Here is a 16,282-nt window from a genome sequence, read left to right as displayed (position 1 = left end):
TTGTGACAGTAAGTTATGTACAGTCTACTGGCATGATAGACATTCATCATAATTAATATCTGTTTTTTGTTGCAATATTTCACTTTTTTTGAATATGTCATGTGAGACCTTGTCAGCTCTCTGCATTGATTGTGATCTGCAATAATACAAGCTTTTTAATCCTTTTTTCCAAGCAAGCATATGTATTTTGTGTAAGTAACGTTTATGCACATTGGCAGGTAAGAACAGATTTACTGATTGAGATTGACAAATATAAGGAGTTCTATCACTTGCATGTTCTATGATCCATTGTTGATCAAGTTCGTATGCTGTTTTAAATGTCAGTTTTTCATGCTTGCTAAGAAAATCTAAATGCTGAACAGAACCCTCATTTGTTGAAATTGAGGACCATATTTCATCATTGTCTTGATTTTTTTCTGCTAGTAGTTTTTGCAAGAATTTATTTCGTACTACAAATGAACCTGTAAGTGTCTTCTGTATAAATACGTTTGCTGCATATGGCTCTATTCCAGGGGAAGTGTTGCCTGCGATAATCGAAATTGAGGCAGTTGGAGCAATAGCGAGCTTATGTGTAAACCTTTCCATTAGATCGATTTCTTTAGCATCAAGACATGGCCCTTTTTCTTCTGCTAATTTTTTAGAAACTACATCTGCTTGCTCGCGCAAATGCTTAAATACTTTTTTATTCCATTGTTGGGCTGTTACTGATTCAAAAGGAACCATTTTACTTTGTAAAAATGAATGAAAACCCATCACGCCAAGACCGATACTACGCTCTCTTATTGCGGAATATTTTGCTCGCTGTATTTCATTTGGTGCTTGGTTTATGAAATCCTCTAATACATTATCAAGAAAACGCATTATATCTTCTATGAAAAGCTCATTATCTTTCCATTCTTCGTAGTATTCAAGATTTACGGATGATAAACAACATACAGCAGTGCGTGACTTTTTCAGGTGATCGTAACCTGTAGTTAAAGTTATTTCACTGCATAGGTTTGACATTTTGATGTCTAAGTTGAGTTTTTTGTAAGATTCTGGCTTATTGTTATTTGTTGCATCAAGGAAAATAATGTAAGGTTCTCCAGTTTCAACTCTTGCTGTTAATATTTTAATCCATATATCCCGTGCTTTTACTGTTGAAATAACTTTATTGTTATGAGGGCTTATTAAATCCCATTCTTGATCATCTTCAACAGCTTGCATAAACTTATCTGTTACTATTACAGCATGATGTATATTTAATGCTTTGCGATTTGGGTCACCACCAGTTGGCTTACGTAAATCTAGAAACTCTTCTATTTCTGGATGCCATACAGGAAGATAAACTGCTGAGCTTCCTCTTCTTAAGGATCCTTGGCTGATTGCAAGCGTCAGAGCATTTTGTACTACGATAAATGGCACAATTCCTGATGTTTTACCGCTACCTTTGACACTTTCACCAATTGAACGTAAATTTCCCCAATAACTACCTATTCCACCACCACGTGCAGCGAGCCAAACATTTTCATTCCATAAATCAACTATTCCCTGCAAGCTATCTTCAGTTTCGTTAAGAAAGCAGGAAATAGGCAATCCTCTCTTGGTACCACCATTACTAAGTATTGGAGTTGAAGGCATGAACCATAAATTGCTCATGTAATCATAAAGACGCTGTGCATGCTCTTTATTATCAGAGTAGTAATTGGCAATACGTATAAAGAGATCTTGATAACTTTCATTTTCTATTAAATACCTGTCCAATAGAACTGCTTTTCCAAAATCAGTTAATTTACTATCCTTTGCGTAGTTAATAGCAATGTAATTCATAAGACTCCCTTTATGATAATATAGACATTTATTTGAGCGATTTCTCGATTAAGTTGTTAAATTTTTTTGTGGATACTGTAATGCAAACAAGATACCATCAACTTGGCTGCCATATATTTTACAGTAACTCATTTGACTTATTTGCATATTTGTTTCTTTTGCAACATGCTGAATATAATCTTCTGAGTGACGAAAATAATCTCCTTTGTTTACAAAGTCAATACCTTTACCTTCCTTTCTTCTTACTAAACATACAATAACCCCTTTTTTGTTTGTCAATCCTTTTGCTAGTTCCAATTCTGCTAGAAAATCATGTAGATAGTGTAGCACTTCAGCAAAGATAATTACATCATACTGCTGGTTCTTCTCTTGTTTAAGAAACTCTTTCATTTCTGTATGTATTAACTCATCGTAAACAGGTTTACCTTTTATAAGGCATCCTCTTGCAATATTGAGCATTCTATTTGAGATGTCAACTCCTGTTATGCGACTTCTAATATTACTTATTTTTAGGAAGTGACCACATATTCCAGTACCGCAACCAAGGTCGAGTATATTCAGTTTAGAAGTGGAGTTGTTAAAGACTTTTGTAATTATCATGTGTACTAGTTCATGCCCTCTGTATTGTTTGGCAATTAGCCAATGCTCAACAAAATATTCACCTGTGTAATCAAAATATTGCTTTATGAGATTTTCAGGCAATTCCACAATATCTGATGTGTTTGTTATTTTCTTTATATAGTAAGAAGCTTCTTTATGACTACTATCTAATTTTAGGGTTTTTGTTAAATAATTATAAGCTTTGTTAGTATTGCCTACTGCAAAATGACATCTTCCGATATTATACCAGACTAGAGGTAAATTAGGGTAGAATATGCTAATTAACCAAAATCTTAACTTTGCATCTGATATATTACCTTTATAGAAGTGATATAACCCGATTTCAGTGTTGGTATTTAACAGGTTTTTAGATTTTTCAAGAAACACTACAATTTCTTTATGGAGAGTACTGTATTTATCCATAATGAAATTTTTTACTTTTTTACTATTTAATAAGCCAGTGAGCTTGGATATACAATTTAAAGCAAAGTTTTTTATAAAAGATAGATTACTTTTCATACATTAGAAATACTCCAAATGTTCATTTTCATTTTTAGGTAACTAATTTTAACACATTTTATCTTACAAAATATCTTTTTCATTAATTTTTCTGTACATATCAATTTGTCAAATATTTCTTAGATTATAATGTTTAAGATTGCTGGTATATTGTTGTTGATAATAATAGGTAAATGTTTTGTGTAAAAAGGCGTTGACATATGATTTATCAGATTGTAACATATAAAAGATTAGTTTTTAGATGTTTGAAAAGTTTTATGGTAGAGATTATTTAATCTCAATTCAATTGTAAGTTAATATTTAACTCTGCATATTCTACATATAGTCAGATAAATAAATTATTAAGAGCACTTGATGGATGCCTTGGCGTTAAGAGGCGATGAAGGACGTGGCAGGCTGCGATAAGCTGCGGGAAATTGTCAACAAATTTTGATCCGCAGATTTCCGAATGGGGAAACCCAACTAGCTTAGCTAGTTATTATATACTAAGTATATAAAGCAAACTTGGTGAACTGAAATATCTAAGTAGCCAAAGGAAAAGAAATCAACCGAGATTCTGTTAGTAGTGACGAGCGAAAGCGGAAAAGGCTAGTGATTTAAAATAAGAATTAGAATACTCTGGAAATGGTAACCATAGAAGGTGATAGTCCTGTACAAATAGAAAGTTTTTAAATCCTTGAGTAGAGCGGGGCACGTGAAATCCTGTTTGAATATGGGGGGACCATCCTCCAAGCCTAAATACTCCTTAACGACCGATAGTGAACAAGTACCGTGAGGGAAAGGTGAAAAGAACCCCGGGAGGGGAGTGAAATAGAATCTGAAATCAAGTGCTTACAAACAGTTGGAGCTCTATATCAATTTATTGATATTTAGAGTGACAGCGTACCTTTTGCATAATGGGTCAGCGAGTTAATCTATGAAGCAAGCTTAAGCCGATAGGTGTAGGCGTAGCGAAAGCAAGTCTGAATAGGGCGTTTAGTTTTATGGATTAGACCCGAAACCAAGTGATCTAGTCATGACCAGATTGAAGGTATGGTAAAACATACTGAAGGATCGAACCAGTTAATGTTGCAACATTATTGGATGAGTTGTGATTAGGGGTGAAAGGCCAATCAAACTTGGAAATAGCTGGTTCTCCGCGAAATCTATTTAGGTAGAGCGTTGTATTTATGTTGTTGGGGGTAGAGCACTGGATAGACTAGGGGGATTCATCATCTTACCAAATCTAACCAAACTCCGAATACCAATAATTAATTATACAGCAGACACACTATGGGTGCTAAGTCCGTGGTGGAAAGGGAAACAGCCCAGATCACTATCTAAGGTCCCAAAATTACAGCTAAGTGGGAAAGGAAGTAGAAAAACCATTACAGCTAGGAGGTTGGCTTGGAAGCAGCCATCCTTTAAAGAAAGCGTAACAGCTCACTTGTCTAAATAAGTTTTTCTGCGCCGAAAATGTACCGGGGCTAAAGCTGTATACCGAAGGTGTGGGTGCTTATTGATTTCGATTAATAGGTGCGGTAGCGGAGCGTTCCGTAAGTCTGTGAAGGTGGTTTGTAAAAACTGCTGGAGATATCGGAAGTGAGAATGCTGACATAAGTAGCGTAAAAGAGTGTGAAAAACACTCTCACCAAAAATCTAAGGGTTCCTACGTTAAGTTAATCTACGTAGGGTTAGTCGGTTCCTAAGGCGAGTCCGTAAAGGAGTAGTCGATGGCAATTAGGTTAATATTCCTAAACCTCTTAAGTGTGACGGGTTTTGTATTTGTATAGGTCTGATTGGATTGATCTACGCTTAAAAGAAGCTCCAGGAAATAGCACTTATATTTATGAGGCCGTACCGTAAACCGACACTGGTGGATGAGTAGAGTATACTAAGGTGTTGAAAGAATGATGTTGAAGGAACTCGGCAAATTATACCTGTAACTTCGGAAGAAGGGTAACCTGCTTTTAGGCAACTATAAGTAGGTGGCACAAAATAGGGAGTAGCGACTGTTTACTAAAAACACAGGACTCTGCAAACACGTAAGTGGAAGTATAGGGTCTGACGCCTGCCCGGTGCTGGAAGGTTAATAGGAGGGGTGCAAGCTCTGAATTGAAGCCCCAGTAAACGGCGGCCGTAACACTGACGGTCCTAAGGTAGCGAAATTCCTTGTCGGGTAAGTTCCGACCCGCACGAATGGCGTAACGATTTCTCCACTGTCTCCAACATCACTTCAGCGAAATTGAATTCCCCGTGCAGATGCGGGGTACCCGCGGTTAGACGAAGAGACCCCGTGCACCTTTACTATAGCTTTACATTGCTATTAAAAGTGTGATGTGCAGGATAGGTGGGAGACTTTGAAGTTATGGCGCTAGCTATAATGGAGTTAACCTTGAGATACCACCCTTTACACTTTTGATATCTAACTATGTTTCATTATCTGGAACTAGGACATTGTATGGTGGGTAGTTTGACTGGGGCGGTCGCCTCCTAAAAAGTAACGGAGGCGTGCGAAGGTAAGCTAGAGCTGGTCGGAAATCAGCTTGATAGTACAATGGCATAAGCTTGCCTGACTGCGAGGCTGACAAGCCAAGCAGAGACGAAAGTCGGTCATAGTGATCCGGTAATTCTGTATGGAAGGGTTATCGCTCAACGGATAAAAGGTACGCCGGGGATAACAGGCTGATGGTGTTCGAGAGTTCATATCGACGACACCGTTTGGCACCTCGATGTCGACTCATCACATCCTGGGGCTGGAGAAGGTCCCAAGGGTTCGGCTGTTCGCCGATTAAAGTGTTACGTGAGTTGGGTTTAGAACGTCGTGAGACAGTTCGGTTTCTATCTGCCGTGGGTGAAGGAAATTTGAGAAGATCTGACTCTAGTACGAGAGGACCGAGATGTATATACCTCTGGTGTACCAGCTGTTATGCCAATAGCATCGCTGGGTAGCTATGTATAGATGGGATAATTGCTGAAAGCATATAAGCAAGAAACCCTCTTCAAAAAAATTTCCCAATTAAGGCCGTGGGAGACTACCACGTTGATAGGCTAGGTGTAGAAGCATGGTAACATGTGAAGCTAACTGGTACTAATAGCCTGATTGATTTATTTGCTTTCTATATGTGCATATGCAGTGTTAAATATTAAATTAAAATTTATTAAGTCAGAAATTTTTGTTGACTTGGTGGCTATAGCAAAAATGAACCACCCGATCTCATTTCGAACTCGGAAGTGAAACTTTTTAGCGCCGATGATACTTAAAAAGGGAAAGTAGGTCGTTGCCAAGTTTATAAAAATTTCTTCTTATTTATATCTTTTCAGTAGAGCGATGAAACAAGGTAAACATAGAGTAGCTGTGAGGTAATATAACTGATCTTTTAGAACTCTGCGAAAACTTTAAGATAAAAGTAGAAAATTTAAAAGTAGAATTTGTCACTTATTTCCAAATTAGGAGGAGAGATAGCAACATTTAACAAATCATCAAACAATTGATCTTCCGAAAATCAAACTTTATATAATTGAATATTAATTAAGTTGTTGGAGATGAGGAGAAAGAAGAAGTAGCAAACTACCAAAAAGCAGATACATTTGGTCCAATAGTTAGGTGATAATTGTAGCACTCAGTGGATCTTATAAAAATTCAAAACGTGAAAATTATAAGTGATGTTTTTAATGTGAATTGAAAGCGTATCAAATAGTGAATATAGAATTCCCTCAAATGCAAAAAGGTGTATGAGCAAATCGAATAAGAAAAGTGAGGTTTTGCGCATCAACGTGTTATAATAAAGGTAAACTTGGTTAGTGCTGAAGCAATACTGCAAGTTTTAAAGGGAAAGAAGATTTAAAAGACAGTGTATGTTGCAATCGTAATAGTCGCTGAAAGGTACTTTGAAACATAGCTGGACTATTGAAGTTAAAATTCTGGGCTGTTACTTAAAAAACGCATCCACTGAATTATTTATGCTAAAAAAAGCTTTATTAAAAAATGAAACAGAAGTGTAAGAAAGTTGCAAAACGTATAAGGTATTACTTGAAGCTACCTATCTGAAGCAACTGGAGCTTCTCAAGTTGCGAAAAATATTTTAAAATCTGAAAGAATGATGTGAAATTTTTTAAGTAAACCAGAAAGTATTCCACTATCACGCTGAACAGCAAATTAGGCATTATATCGTTTACTGTAAAAGCTCATATTTTACGTAATCAGAGCTAGGAACTTGAAAGGATAATTTCATTATACTTAACATGGAAGCAAAGAGAACTATACAATCCCCTACCTATCGTTTCTTCAACCACTTCCCTGAACGGGTACTTTTATCAAACTATTCTCTTATTGTAATGAGTTGCTTCTATATTAAAATTTAGCAATTTCCCTCTAGGATGATCTTTATTTTGTTCTAAATATTGGCTTTGTTCAAATGCCATTCCCCATTGTGTACGATAGCTAGACTTTCTATATTCATAAAAACTCTCTTCAGCATTATTTGTATCGAGCTTTTTATCTTGTTTTTTTATACTTTCTACCTCAAGCACCCACATCTATTAATTTATTTTAAAAACCTCACTTATCTTATCATAAAAAATATAGCTGTAAATACTTTAGTGAAAATTCCTTCTTATTTTATCTTTCTTTAAGCAAATATTGAGGTCTTTTTGTAAATTTTTATAGCCTGCTTGCATAATGTTTTGATGGGTTAGTATTATGTAATAGTATCCTACATTACTTATATTAGAAATGCTAACTTTAGCTAGCATTCGTAATTGCCTTTTTATTTTATTTCTTTTTGCTGCTTTTCCGACTTTTTTACTGATAGCCAGACCTACTCTAATAACATGAATATACTTTTCAGGTTCTCTTTCTTTTATAGCATATAGTGATATATATACCCCTCGATAAAAAAGACTGTAAGATGCTAATCTGTTTTTAAAAGCAAAGGAAAACTCTTTTTTTTTATGCTTACTATGCGCATAATTTATTACACCCTAATGAGCGACGCTTATTAAGAATTTTTCTTCCAGCTTTTGTTGACATACGTGAACGAAATCCATGTTTGTGCTTTTTTTTAAAATTTTTTGGTTGAAATGTTCTTTTCATTGTTTTTATATTAATATGACTATTTATTTTAAACTATTTTGCTCTATTGTCAAATAATGGTCAACTTCTGTGGCATTCTTGTTGAATAAAATTTGATATATGGAAAAATGAATTTAATTATAGGCGTACTTGTTTTACTAGTCCTTTTATTTTGTTTGAGTAAGTTTCAAGCAGTAAGTAAAGTTAAGTCTTATATATATTTGAGTTGTATGTGGATGCTACCTTGTTTGTTAGCATTCTATGATGGTTATTTTATAACTTCTATTTCTATAGCGTTACTTTTTTTTATGCTGATTTTTATCCTTAAAGGTAAAAGAAATAAGATGGTAAAATTTTTGTTATTTATGGCTTTAGCAATATCACTTTTTATCACTTTATTTATAATGCTATCTATTTTTGTTCAGTCCATTTCTTTTTTTAATAAAGTAGCTATTTCAGAATTCTTATTTTGCTTAAAATGGAAGCATAATGTAGCTATTATTGGTGAAGGAGAGGTGGGGTGTTTTGGTATAGCGCCACTTTTAGTGGGGACATTACTTATAACTATTGTAGCAATGTTAGTTGCGGTGCCGCTTGGTTTATTTTCTGCAATATATATTAGTGAGTATGCGAGTGAAAAAGTGCGTTATGTTATTAATACAGCCTTACAGGTTTTGTCTGCTATTCCTACTGTTGTATATGGATACTTCTCAGTTATATTTTTGTCTTTTTTTATAAAGCAGGTAGCAAATTTTTTTAATTTAAGTATACACTCAGAAAGTGCTTTGATTGCTGGTTTATCGATCGGGGTAATGATTCTTCCTTTTATTATTTCTTTGCTTGAAGATGCTATAAGATCTGTTCCAAAAAGTTTACGTTATGGTTTTATGGCGCTTGGCGCAACACCAGCGGAAACTATATGGCATATAACAATACCTTATGCAATGCCTACAATTTTAAGTGCAATTTTATTATCAATTTCAAGAGTAATAGGTGAAACAATGATTGTACTAATGGCTGTGGGAATCAATGCAAATTTGACCTTTAATCCTCTCAATTCAGTTACTACTATCACTGTACAAATTGCTACATTACTTACCGGAGATCAGGATTTCAATAGTGTGCAAACTCTTGCTGCTTATGCGCTTAGTTTGGTGCTGTTTGTTATTACTTGGCTATTGAATGCATTTGCATTGTTTATAATGAAACGTAACTAGTAAGTGTTTTAATATTGCAAAATTTCTGTTAATAATATAAGATTTATTTTCTTTAGAAGTTCTTTTATAGAATTGTAGTGTTAGGTGATGAAAGAGATGAGTACAGGTAAAGTAGTTAAAATAACTCAAGCAGTTGTTGATTTAAAATTTGAAGACGGGTTGCCTAAGATATTTAATGCTTTAAAAAGCAAACTAAAATATAAGGGCAAGGAGCTAGTTTTAGAGGTTTCACAGCATATAGGTGACAATATAGTTCGTTGCATTGCTATGGATAGCACAGATGGTATGTCAAGAGGTGATGAGTTTGTTGATACAGGTGCACCAATATCAGTTCCGGTTGGACGCTCAACTTTAGGAAGGATTTTTAATGTTGTAGGGGAGCTTATAGATGAGTGTGGTCCGCTAAAAGGAAAGTATGATTTAGAACCTATACATAGATCACCTCCAAGCTTTACTGAGCAGAAGATACAGGAAGAAGTTTTAGTTACAGGAATAAAGGTTATAGATCTTCTTGCTCCTTATCTTAAAGGAGGAAAAATTGGCTTATTTGGTGGAGCTGGTGTTGGTAAAACAGTTCTGATAATGGAGCTGATTAACAACATAGCAAAAGCTCATAAAGGATTTTCTGTGTTTGCTGGAGTAGGAGAGAGAACGCGTGAAGGTAATGATCTTTATAACGAGATGATTACTTCGAATGTAATAGATATAAGTGAGCACGAAAAATCTCAAGCCGTTTTGGTTTATGGTCAAATGAATGAACCTCCTGGAGCAAGGGCTAGGGTTGCTTTAACAGCACTAACTATGGCGGAGTATTTTCGTGATCATGAAAATCAAGATGTTCTATTTTTTGTAGATAATATCTTCCGTTTTACTCAAGCTGGCTCTGAAATTTCTGCTTTGCTTGGAAGAATACCGTCGGCTGTTGGTTATCAGCCAACTCTTGCGACTGATATGGGCGCTATGCAAGAGAGAATAGCCTCAACTACTGCTGGTTCTATTACTTCTGTACAGGCTATATATGTTCCTGCAGACGATTTGACCGATCCAGCTCCAGCAACGACATTCTCTCATCTTGATGCAACCACAGTGTTGTCAAGGCAGATAGCTGAAATGGGTATATATCCTGCTGTTGATCCACTTGACTCAACTTCTCAGTCTTTATCTGCTGAAATCATTGGTGAAGAACATTATAATGTGGCTTCTGAGGTGAAACGTATATTGCAAACTTATAAGTCGCTGCAAGATATTATCGCAATACTTGGTATGGATGAACTATCTGATGAAGATAAAATTATTGTTGATAGAGCTCGTAAAATTCAGAAGTTTCTTTCTCAACCTTTTCATGTTGCGGAGGTATTTACTGGCATGTCTGGCAAATTTGTTTCACTTTCTGATACTATTTCTAGTTTTAAAGGAATTATTGAAGGTAAATATGATCATCTGCCAGAAGCTGCTTTTTATATGGTGGGAAGTATAAGTGAAGCAATAGAAAAGGCTGAATCAATAAAAGCTGAAGTTGGAGCCGGACATTAAAGATTATGAACACTTTTAAGGTGCAATTTTTTTCTCCTGATAATCGAATTTCATTCGATGAAGTAGTTTCTCTTTCAGTGAACGGGCTTAAAGGGGAATTGATGATTTTAGCCTACCATTCCCCTTATTTAATTTATTTATTGCCTGGTATAATTACTGCTCAAATGAGTAACCAGACAAAGGAAAAAATTGTAATTGATAATGGTATATTGGAGGTTGCAAATAATAATTGTAACATTGTAACAAATCAAATTCAGGTTTTTGATCATTTGACTCATGATGAGGAATCATTAAAAAATAAGAGAGTTGGTATATATTTAAGTTATCTTGATGTCAAATCTCTTTAGGGGCTCTTTTTTTGTTCAAGAAATGGGTTTACTCTTGTCATCTCAATGTTTGTCGTTCAAGTAGCTGACACACAACTGTACGAACATTAGAAGGATATCATCCCAGTGCTCAGACACTGAAATCTAGAAATTTTTACAACTAGGATCGTATGGTCAAGACTACAATTGTGCAAAAGTTGCAGCTTTGAAGGTAAAAGTACAAAAAATAGTGTCATCCCAGTGCGTGACACTGGGATCTATCTTATTTTAATCGTGGATATTATTTTAACATATGTTCCTAGAATTTGTTGTCCATTGCGTAATTCACAAATGTTTTTATCCAGTGTCACGCACTGGAATGACAAGAGTTGAATGACAGGAAAAAAAGCACTGATTTTACATGCATCTAAATAAGTATGTTTATTAAACACTTCCGTGCTGACTTTGGCTACACACCTTTGAGGGACTGCTGATGAAGTCTAGAAGTGAATTACAACAATCATCATCACTATAAAATGCACTATCAGAGCTTGAAGATCTAGATTTTCTTTCTGCATTATCAACTTCCCCTACAAGCTGATCAGATATTTTTGCACGATTGTTCAAAGGTTCCTGTTGAGAAATCTCTGTACTTAACATTTCTACTTGGTTATTTAGATGTTGCTCTTTACCGTTTAGCTCTTCTCTTTCTCCCGTTATTCTTTCAATTTCCATATCTTTAATCTTTTCTTTCAATATTTCAATCTCATTCTCATACTCTTCAAACTTTGGTTCTATAAATGAACGGTATTGATCCATTATTTCTTCTTCCATCTCCTGCCGTAACTGTTCTCTTTGCCTCTCAATTTGCTCATCTTTAGTCTCTAGCTCTCCCTCTGACGATTTAAAATCCCACTTTTCATCCCACTCTAGCTCACTTACCTCTTGTTCATCAGATTCTAAATGTGCGTTATGCTCACTTTGCAAATTTTGCATTTGAGGTTTTAAATTCGTTAAACGTTCATCCTGCCGTAACTGTTCTTCTTGACTCTTAATCTGCTTATTTTTAAGCTCTACCTCGTTCTTTAACTCTTCATATTTCCACTTTAGCTGATCTACCTCTTGTTTATAAGATTCCAGATTTGTGTTGTACTTATAATCTAAGCATTGAATTGTAGATTTTAAATTCTGTATATCTTTCCAATTTTCATCTAATATATCTCCTGCTTCCTCTTCCGCTTTTTTAAACTGTTTCAATTTATCTTCCAGTTTTTCATTTTTTGCATTAGCAATTGTTAACTTTTTCTCTAGATCTTTCTTTCCTTCATGTGCACTTTCAAGTTCTTGTATTTTCTCTTGCAGCTCTGTTGATATATTTTCTAGCTTCTCATCTTTTTGTGTTAGTCCAATTTGCAATTTTACGTTTTTTTTTTGCTTTTCTTCTTCAAGTTTATTCTGTAAATCACTATTGCACTTCTCTAATTCTTCAATTTCTTGCTTAGCCTCCATGAGTTCCTGTTCTGATTTTTTTTGCTTTATTATGCAATTACTTAACAGCTGGTCTAATTCCTCTTGCAATTTTCTTACCTCACTTGTCAACTCTTCTTTTTCTGCATTAGCAACTTCCAGCCTCTTCTTTAGATCTTCTTTTTCTTCTTCATACACACTCTCAAGTTTTTGCGCTCTTTCTTCCAGCTCTGTTGACATATTTGCTAGCTTTTCATTTTTTTGTGTCAGTTCAGCTTGCAATTTTGCATTTTTTTGCTTTTCCTCTCCAAGTTCATTCTGTAAATCACTATTATGCTTTTCAAATTCTTGCTCAGCCTTGTCGAGCCTATATTTTAAATTCGTTAAGCGCTCATTCTCTTCGATCATTATACGTTCTGCTTGCTCGCTCTCTATCTGCAATGTATCTTCCAGTTTCTTATTTTTTACATTGGCAACTTCCAGCTTTTTCTTCAGGTCTTTCTTTTCTTCATATGCACCTTCAAGTTCTTGCGCTCTTTCTTGCAGCTCTGTTGACATATTTGCTAGTTTTTCATCTTTTTGTGTCAGTTCAGTTTGTAATTTTGCATTTTTTTGCTTTTCTTCTCCAAGTTTATTCTGTAAATCACTATTATGCTTTTTTAACTCTTCAAATTTTTGCTCAGCATCTTCGAGTCTACATTGTAAGTTGTTTCTCTGCTGATTTAACTCTCTAATTTCTTGCTCAGCCTCATCGAGCCTATATTGTAATTTATTCTTTTGCTCGTTTAATTCTCTAATTTCTTGCTTTTCTTCTCCAAGTTCATTCTGTAAGTCACTATTGTGCTTTTCTAACTCTTCAAGTTCTTGTTCAGCCTTGTCGAACCTATATCGTAATTCGTTCCTCTGCTCATTTAATTCTCTAATTTCTTGTTCAGCTTTTGTAAGCTTTTGATCTAGTTGTTGTGAGTTAACTTCTGTTTGCGCTGCAGCTTCTTGCAAATTAACTTCTGTCTGAGTTTCAGTTTCTTGAGAGCCAATTCCTGTTTGAGTCTTAACGTGTTGCACAGAGACCTCTGTTTGAGTTTCAGTGTGCTGTAAATTAACTTCTGTTTGAGTTGCAACTTCTTGTAAACTTTGAATTTCAGCCTGTTGAGAGCCAATTTTCGTTTGAGTTTCAGTGTGCTGTAAACTAATTCCTGTTTGAATTGCAACCTCTTGTAAATCAACTTTTGTCTGAGTTTCAGTCTGTTGAGAGCCAATTTCTGTTTGAGTCTTAACGTGTTGCACAGAGACCTCTGTTTGAGTTTCAGTGTGCTGTGAATTAACTTCTGTTTGAGTTGCAATTGCCTGAGTTGCAATCTGCTGTGGATTAACCTCTGATACATTGTTGCTAGTGAAAGAAAGAATAGGATTGCTTTTAGCATCATTTTCAAGATCTTTCATCTTTTCGTCTTGATTGATTACGATATGTTCGTTATTTTGCAGATTACTAACAGCCGGTGCAATGTTAGCATTTTTGTTCTTTTTCAATAATGCTTTTACAGCATCATGTAGAGAGAGGTCTTGAATATATAATTCCTCATTTTGTCTTATTAATTCCCAAAACTCCTCAGGTGGCGATTCAAAATCTTTACCATTAAACTGTAGTACTTTAGTTATACCAGAATTACTTACATTCATAACCATAGTACAGGTAAAAGTTTTCCCATCCTTGTCCTGCACAGGCCAAGTGCTTGTCATTTCATAATATGCACCCTCTTTAAATTCATAATGTCTTTCCTTACCTTTTCGGTAAGCGTATATGTCATGCTTTTTATTGCAATAAATATTCAATGTGCTAATATCCCTTTCTTGCTGTAAGATATCACTAATTCTTATTGGCTCACTTCTATTGTAATTAATAAGATTAATGTTTAACACTTTATCAGAATTGTTAGTTTCTACATAAAAAGCTCGAAGGTCTATGTCTTTGTCTCTAAAATACTTACTTACAGCTTTTTTTGCCTGATTTGCTAATTCTATAAAGTTTTTTTTAAAGCTCTTGTTGAAAGATAGATCTATATATGCTTGCTTAAAATTTTCATCATTTGTCAAATCCATGAGCAAGTCATAAATCTCCCATTTGTCCTGATAGTATTCTTCTAAAACAGTAATGCTATTTTTTCTTTTCAGTTCTGCTAATATGTTTTTCAATGTCAGGAAATTTGTTGACATAGTATACCCCCTATTACTATTGTTTTGATAATATATTTACTTTGGGAGTGATTAACTCCTTTTGTATTAACCTTTTTAGTTGAATTTAATTGCGAGCGTTAAACTAGATCTTAGTCATTTTGTTTATTGTTCCCCACTATCTATTTGTGTTACTATACTAATAGTAGCACTAAGTTTTAGGCTATGCAAGAATTTCTATTGAACGTAAAGCTAGTAAACTTCAGAAATTGGTTATGCTAATTTTGTTAATAAAATGCAACCAATTAAGGAAAGCGCTATACTGTGTCTCAGTGCAATATTTTCTTTCCTAACGGACTGAAAATTGAGTTGAGTTAAAAATCCGATTTTATTTAATACTTTTCAAAGATGACAATATTTTGTAAAAATAGGTTTTTAATAGGACAATAATATGGAAATTTTTCTTGATAGTGTTGATTTGAATGAAATTAAGGAGCTAAAAGAGTTCATTGATGGTATAACAACTAATCCTTCTTTAATAGCAAAATCTGGACATAAAGATAAGTACGAAGATTTAGTAAGCGAAATATGTTCTATTATAAAAGGACCTGTTAGTGTTGAAGTTGTTGCAGATAGCCATGAAGATATGGTTAAGGAAGGCCTTAAGTTAGCGAAAATCGCTAGTAATATCGTAGTAAAGTTACCTCTTACACATGAAGGATTAATTTCTTGTAAAAAGTTGTGGACAGAACATAAAATACCTGCTAACATTACATTATGTTTTTCTCCTGGACAAGCACTGTTTGCCGCTAAGGCCGGTGCTTGTTTTATTTCTCCCTTTGTTGGTCGCCTTGATGATATAAGCTATGATGGCTTATCGCTAATAGAAGATATATGCACTATATATTCTAATTATAATTTTAAGACAAAAGTTCTTGTTGCATCAGTAAGAAGTCCAGCACATGTAATAGAAGCTGCACGGCTTGGTGCTCATTCAATTACTGTGCCAGCAAAAATACTTAGACAGTTAATTAATCATCCACTTACTGATCAAGGGCTCGCAATATTTGAAAAAGACTGGGGCGTAAAACAATAAATGACATTGCTAAAAAAGACATAAAAACACAATAATTTATATAAAAAGGACATAGGTACCATCTGTCCTTTAAAGACATGTAGGTCAATGATATGCGTAATTCAGTGTTTTAAACATGATAGTCCTCCACTAATAAAAAAGATTGAGAAAAATGTATACAGCTACGACCGAAGTATAGCTAAAATATATTTTAACTGAAGATTATAGATTAATTGAATTGAAAAGTCTGCAGACGAAGATAGATTCCGAGCTCTAGAACACCTTCACTGTGCATGGTAACAAAACTATTAGAGTTTGTCAAGTAATTTTTTATCGTAATTTTACGAACGTGCCATGCCAGTAATTATATCTAGTTAAATTTGTAAAGTAATACAGTGTTTTCGATAGTTATAAAAAAGCTGGATTTCAGTACTGGAGTAACATTTTGGAAATTGGGATGAAAAGAGGGAAAGTACTGGTTTGAAATTAAGTTTTCTGGATTCCAGTGCTGGAATGACAAGAGAGGAGCTCC

The 16,282-nt window shown here is 34.7% G+C and carries 10 protein-coding genes, 2 rRNA genes and 1 pseudogene; 7 read left to right on the top strand and 6 right to left on the bottom strand.

Annotated features, from left to right (window positions below; genetic code table 11):
- Window positions 1-24: 24 nt before the first annotated feature.
- Both OPR29_RS04070 and OPR29_RS04065 read right to left on the bottom strand, forming a co-directional pair.
- A complete protein-coding gene (locus OPR29_RS04070) occupies window positions 25-1,809 on the bottom strand; it encodes a ribonucleoside-diphosphate reductase subunit alpha (RefSeq protein ID WP_007302519.1) in 1,785 nt (594 codons plus the stop codon).
- A 48-nt stretch (window positions 1,810-1,857) separates the two neighbouring features.
- The gene (locus tag OPR29_RS04065; protein ID WP_007302520.1) at window positions 1,858-2,928 is read right to left on the bottom strand and encodes a methyltransferase domain-containing protein; all 1,071 of its coding nucleotides are present in this window, start codon (window positions 2,926-2,928) and stop codon (window positions 1,858-1,860) included.
- A gap of 331 nt (window positions 2,929-3,259) precedes the next feature.
- On the opposite strand from OPR29_RS04065, the gene OPR29_RS04060 reads away from it, so the two are divergent.
- From OPR29_RS04060 to OPR29_RS04050, 3 genes and pseudogenes are all read left to right on the top strand, one after another.
- Window positions 3,260-6,023, top strand: a 23S ribosomal RNA gene (locus tag OPR29_RS04060).
- 67 nt (window positions 6,024-6,090) lie between these two features.
- Window positions 6,091-6,197, top strand: a 5S ribosomal RNA gene (gene rrf / locus OPR29_RS04055).
- Window positions 6,198-6,388: 191 nt separating this feature from the next.
- A pseudogene (locus OPR29_RS04050) lies at window positions 6,389-7,246 on the top strand (IS66 family transposase); the annotation flags it as partial.
- Here OPR29_RS04050 and OPR29_RS04045 read toward each other — a convergent pair.
- The 3 genes from OPR29_RS04045 to rpmH are packed head-to-tail and all read right to left on the bottom strand — an operon-like array spanning window position 7,225 to window position 8,002.
- Complete coding sequence (locus tag OPR29_RS04045; protein ID WP_254229952.1) at window positions 7,225-7,446, bottom strand: hypothetical protein; 222 nt, start codon at window positions 7,444-7,446, stop codon at window positions 7,225-7,227. The pseudogene OPR29_RS04050 and the gene OPR29_RS04045 sit on opposite strands and share 22 nt — an antisense overlap.
- Window positions 7,447-7,506: 60 nt before the next feature.
- Window positions 7,507-7,884 carry a ribonuclease P protein component gene (gene rnpA / locus OPR29_RS04040; protein WP_081439702.1) on the bottom strand — a complete coding sequence of 126 codons (378 nt, stop codon included), beginning with the start codon at window positions 7,882-7,884 and terminating at the stop codon, window positions 7,507-7,509.
- The gene (gene rpmH, locus OPR29_RS04035; RefSeq protein ID WP_080600798.1) at window positions 7,868-8,002 is read right to left on the bottom strand and encodes a 50S ribosomal protein L34; all 135 of its coding nucleotides are present in this window, start codon (window positions 8,000-8,002) and stop codon (window positions 7,868-7,870) included. Before rpmH ends, rnpA begins: the two co-directional genes overlap by 17 nt.
- A gap of 107 nt (window positions 8,003-8,109) precedes the next feature.
- Between rpmH and pstC the strand changes: the two genes are divergently transcribed.
- The 3 genes from pstC to OPR29_RS04020 all read left to right on the top strand — a co-directional run bounded on the left by pstC (window position 8,110) and on the right by OPR29_RS04020 (window position 11,078).
- Window positions 8,110-9,198, top strand: a complete 1,089-nt coding sequence (gene pstC, locus OPR29_RS04030) for a phosphate ABC transporter permease subunit PstC (protein WP_012482001.1) — start codon at window positions 8,110-8,112, stop codon at window positions 9,196-9,198.
- A 96-nt stretch (window positions 9,199-9,294) separates the two neighbouring features.
- On the top strand, window positions 9,295-10,731 hold the full coding sequence (gene atpD, locus OPR29_RS04025) for a F0F1 ATP synthase subunit beta (protein ID WP_026097268.1): 1,437 nt from the start codon (window positions 9,295-9,297) through the stop codon (window positions 10,729-10,731).
- Window positions 10,732-10,736: 5 nt separating this feature from the next.
- Window positions 10,737-11,078 (top strand): hypothetical protein, encoded by a 342-nt coding sequence (locus tag OPR29_RS04020; protein WP_019236916.1) that lies wholly within the window; start codon window positions 10,737-10,739, stop codon window positions 11,076-11,078.
- 402 nt (window positions 11,079-11,480) lie between these two features.
- Here the strand turns inward: OPR29_RS04020 and OPR29_RS04015 are convergent, their stop codons facing one another.
- Window positions 11,481-14,717 (bottom strand): coiled-coil domain-containing protein, encoded by a 3,237-nt coding sequence (locus tag OPR29_RS04015; protein WP_265025100.1) that lies wholly within the window; start codon window positions 14,715-14,717, stop codon window positions 11,481-11,483.
- Window positions 14,718-15,126: 409 nt separating this feature from the next.
- On the opposite strand from OPR29_RS04015, the gene fsa reads away from it, so the two are divergent.
- Window positions 15,127-15,771 (top strand): fructose-6-phosphate aldolase, encoded by a 645-nt coding sequence (fsa, locus tag OPR29_RS04010; RefSeq protein ID WP_007302527.1) that lies wholly within the window; start codon window positions 15,127-15,129, stop codon window positions 15,769-15,771.
- Window positions 15,772-16,282 lie beyond the last annotated feature (511 nt).

The organism is Wolbachia endosymbiont (group B) of Pammene fasciana, from assembly GCF_947251495.1.
Classification (GTDB): Bacteria; Pseudomonadota; Alphaproteobacteria; order Rickettsiales; family Anaplasmataceae; genus Wolbachia.
The sequence above is the reverse complement of the archived record's forward strand: the minus strand, read 5'-3'. Positions and strand labels throughout refer to the sequence as shown.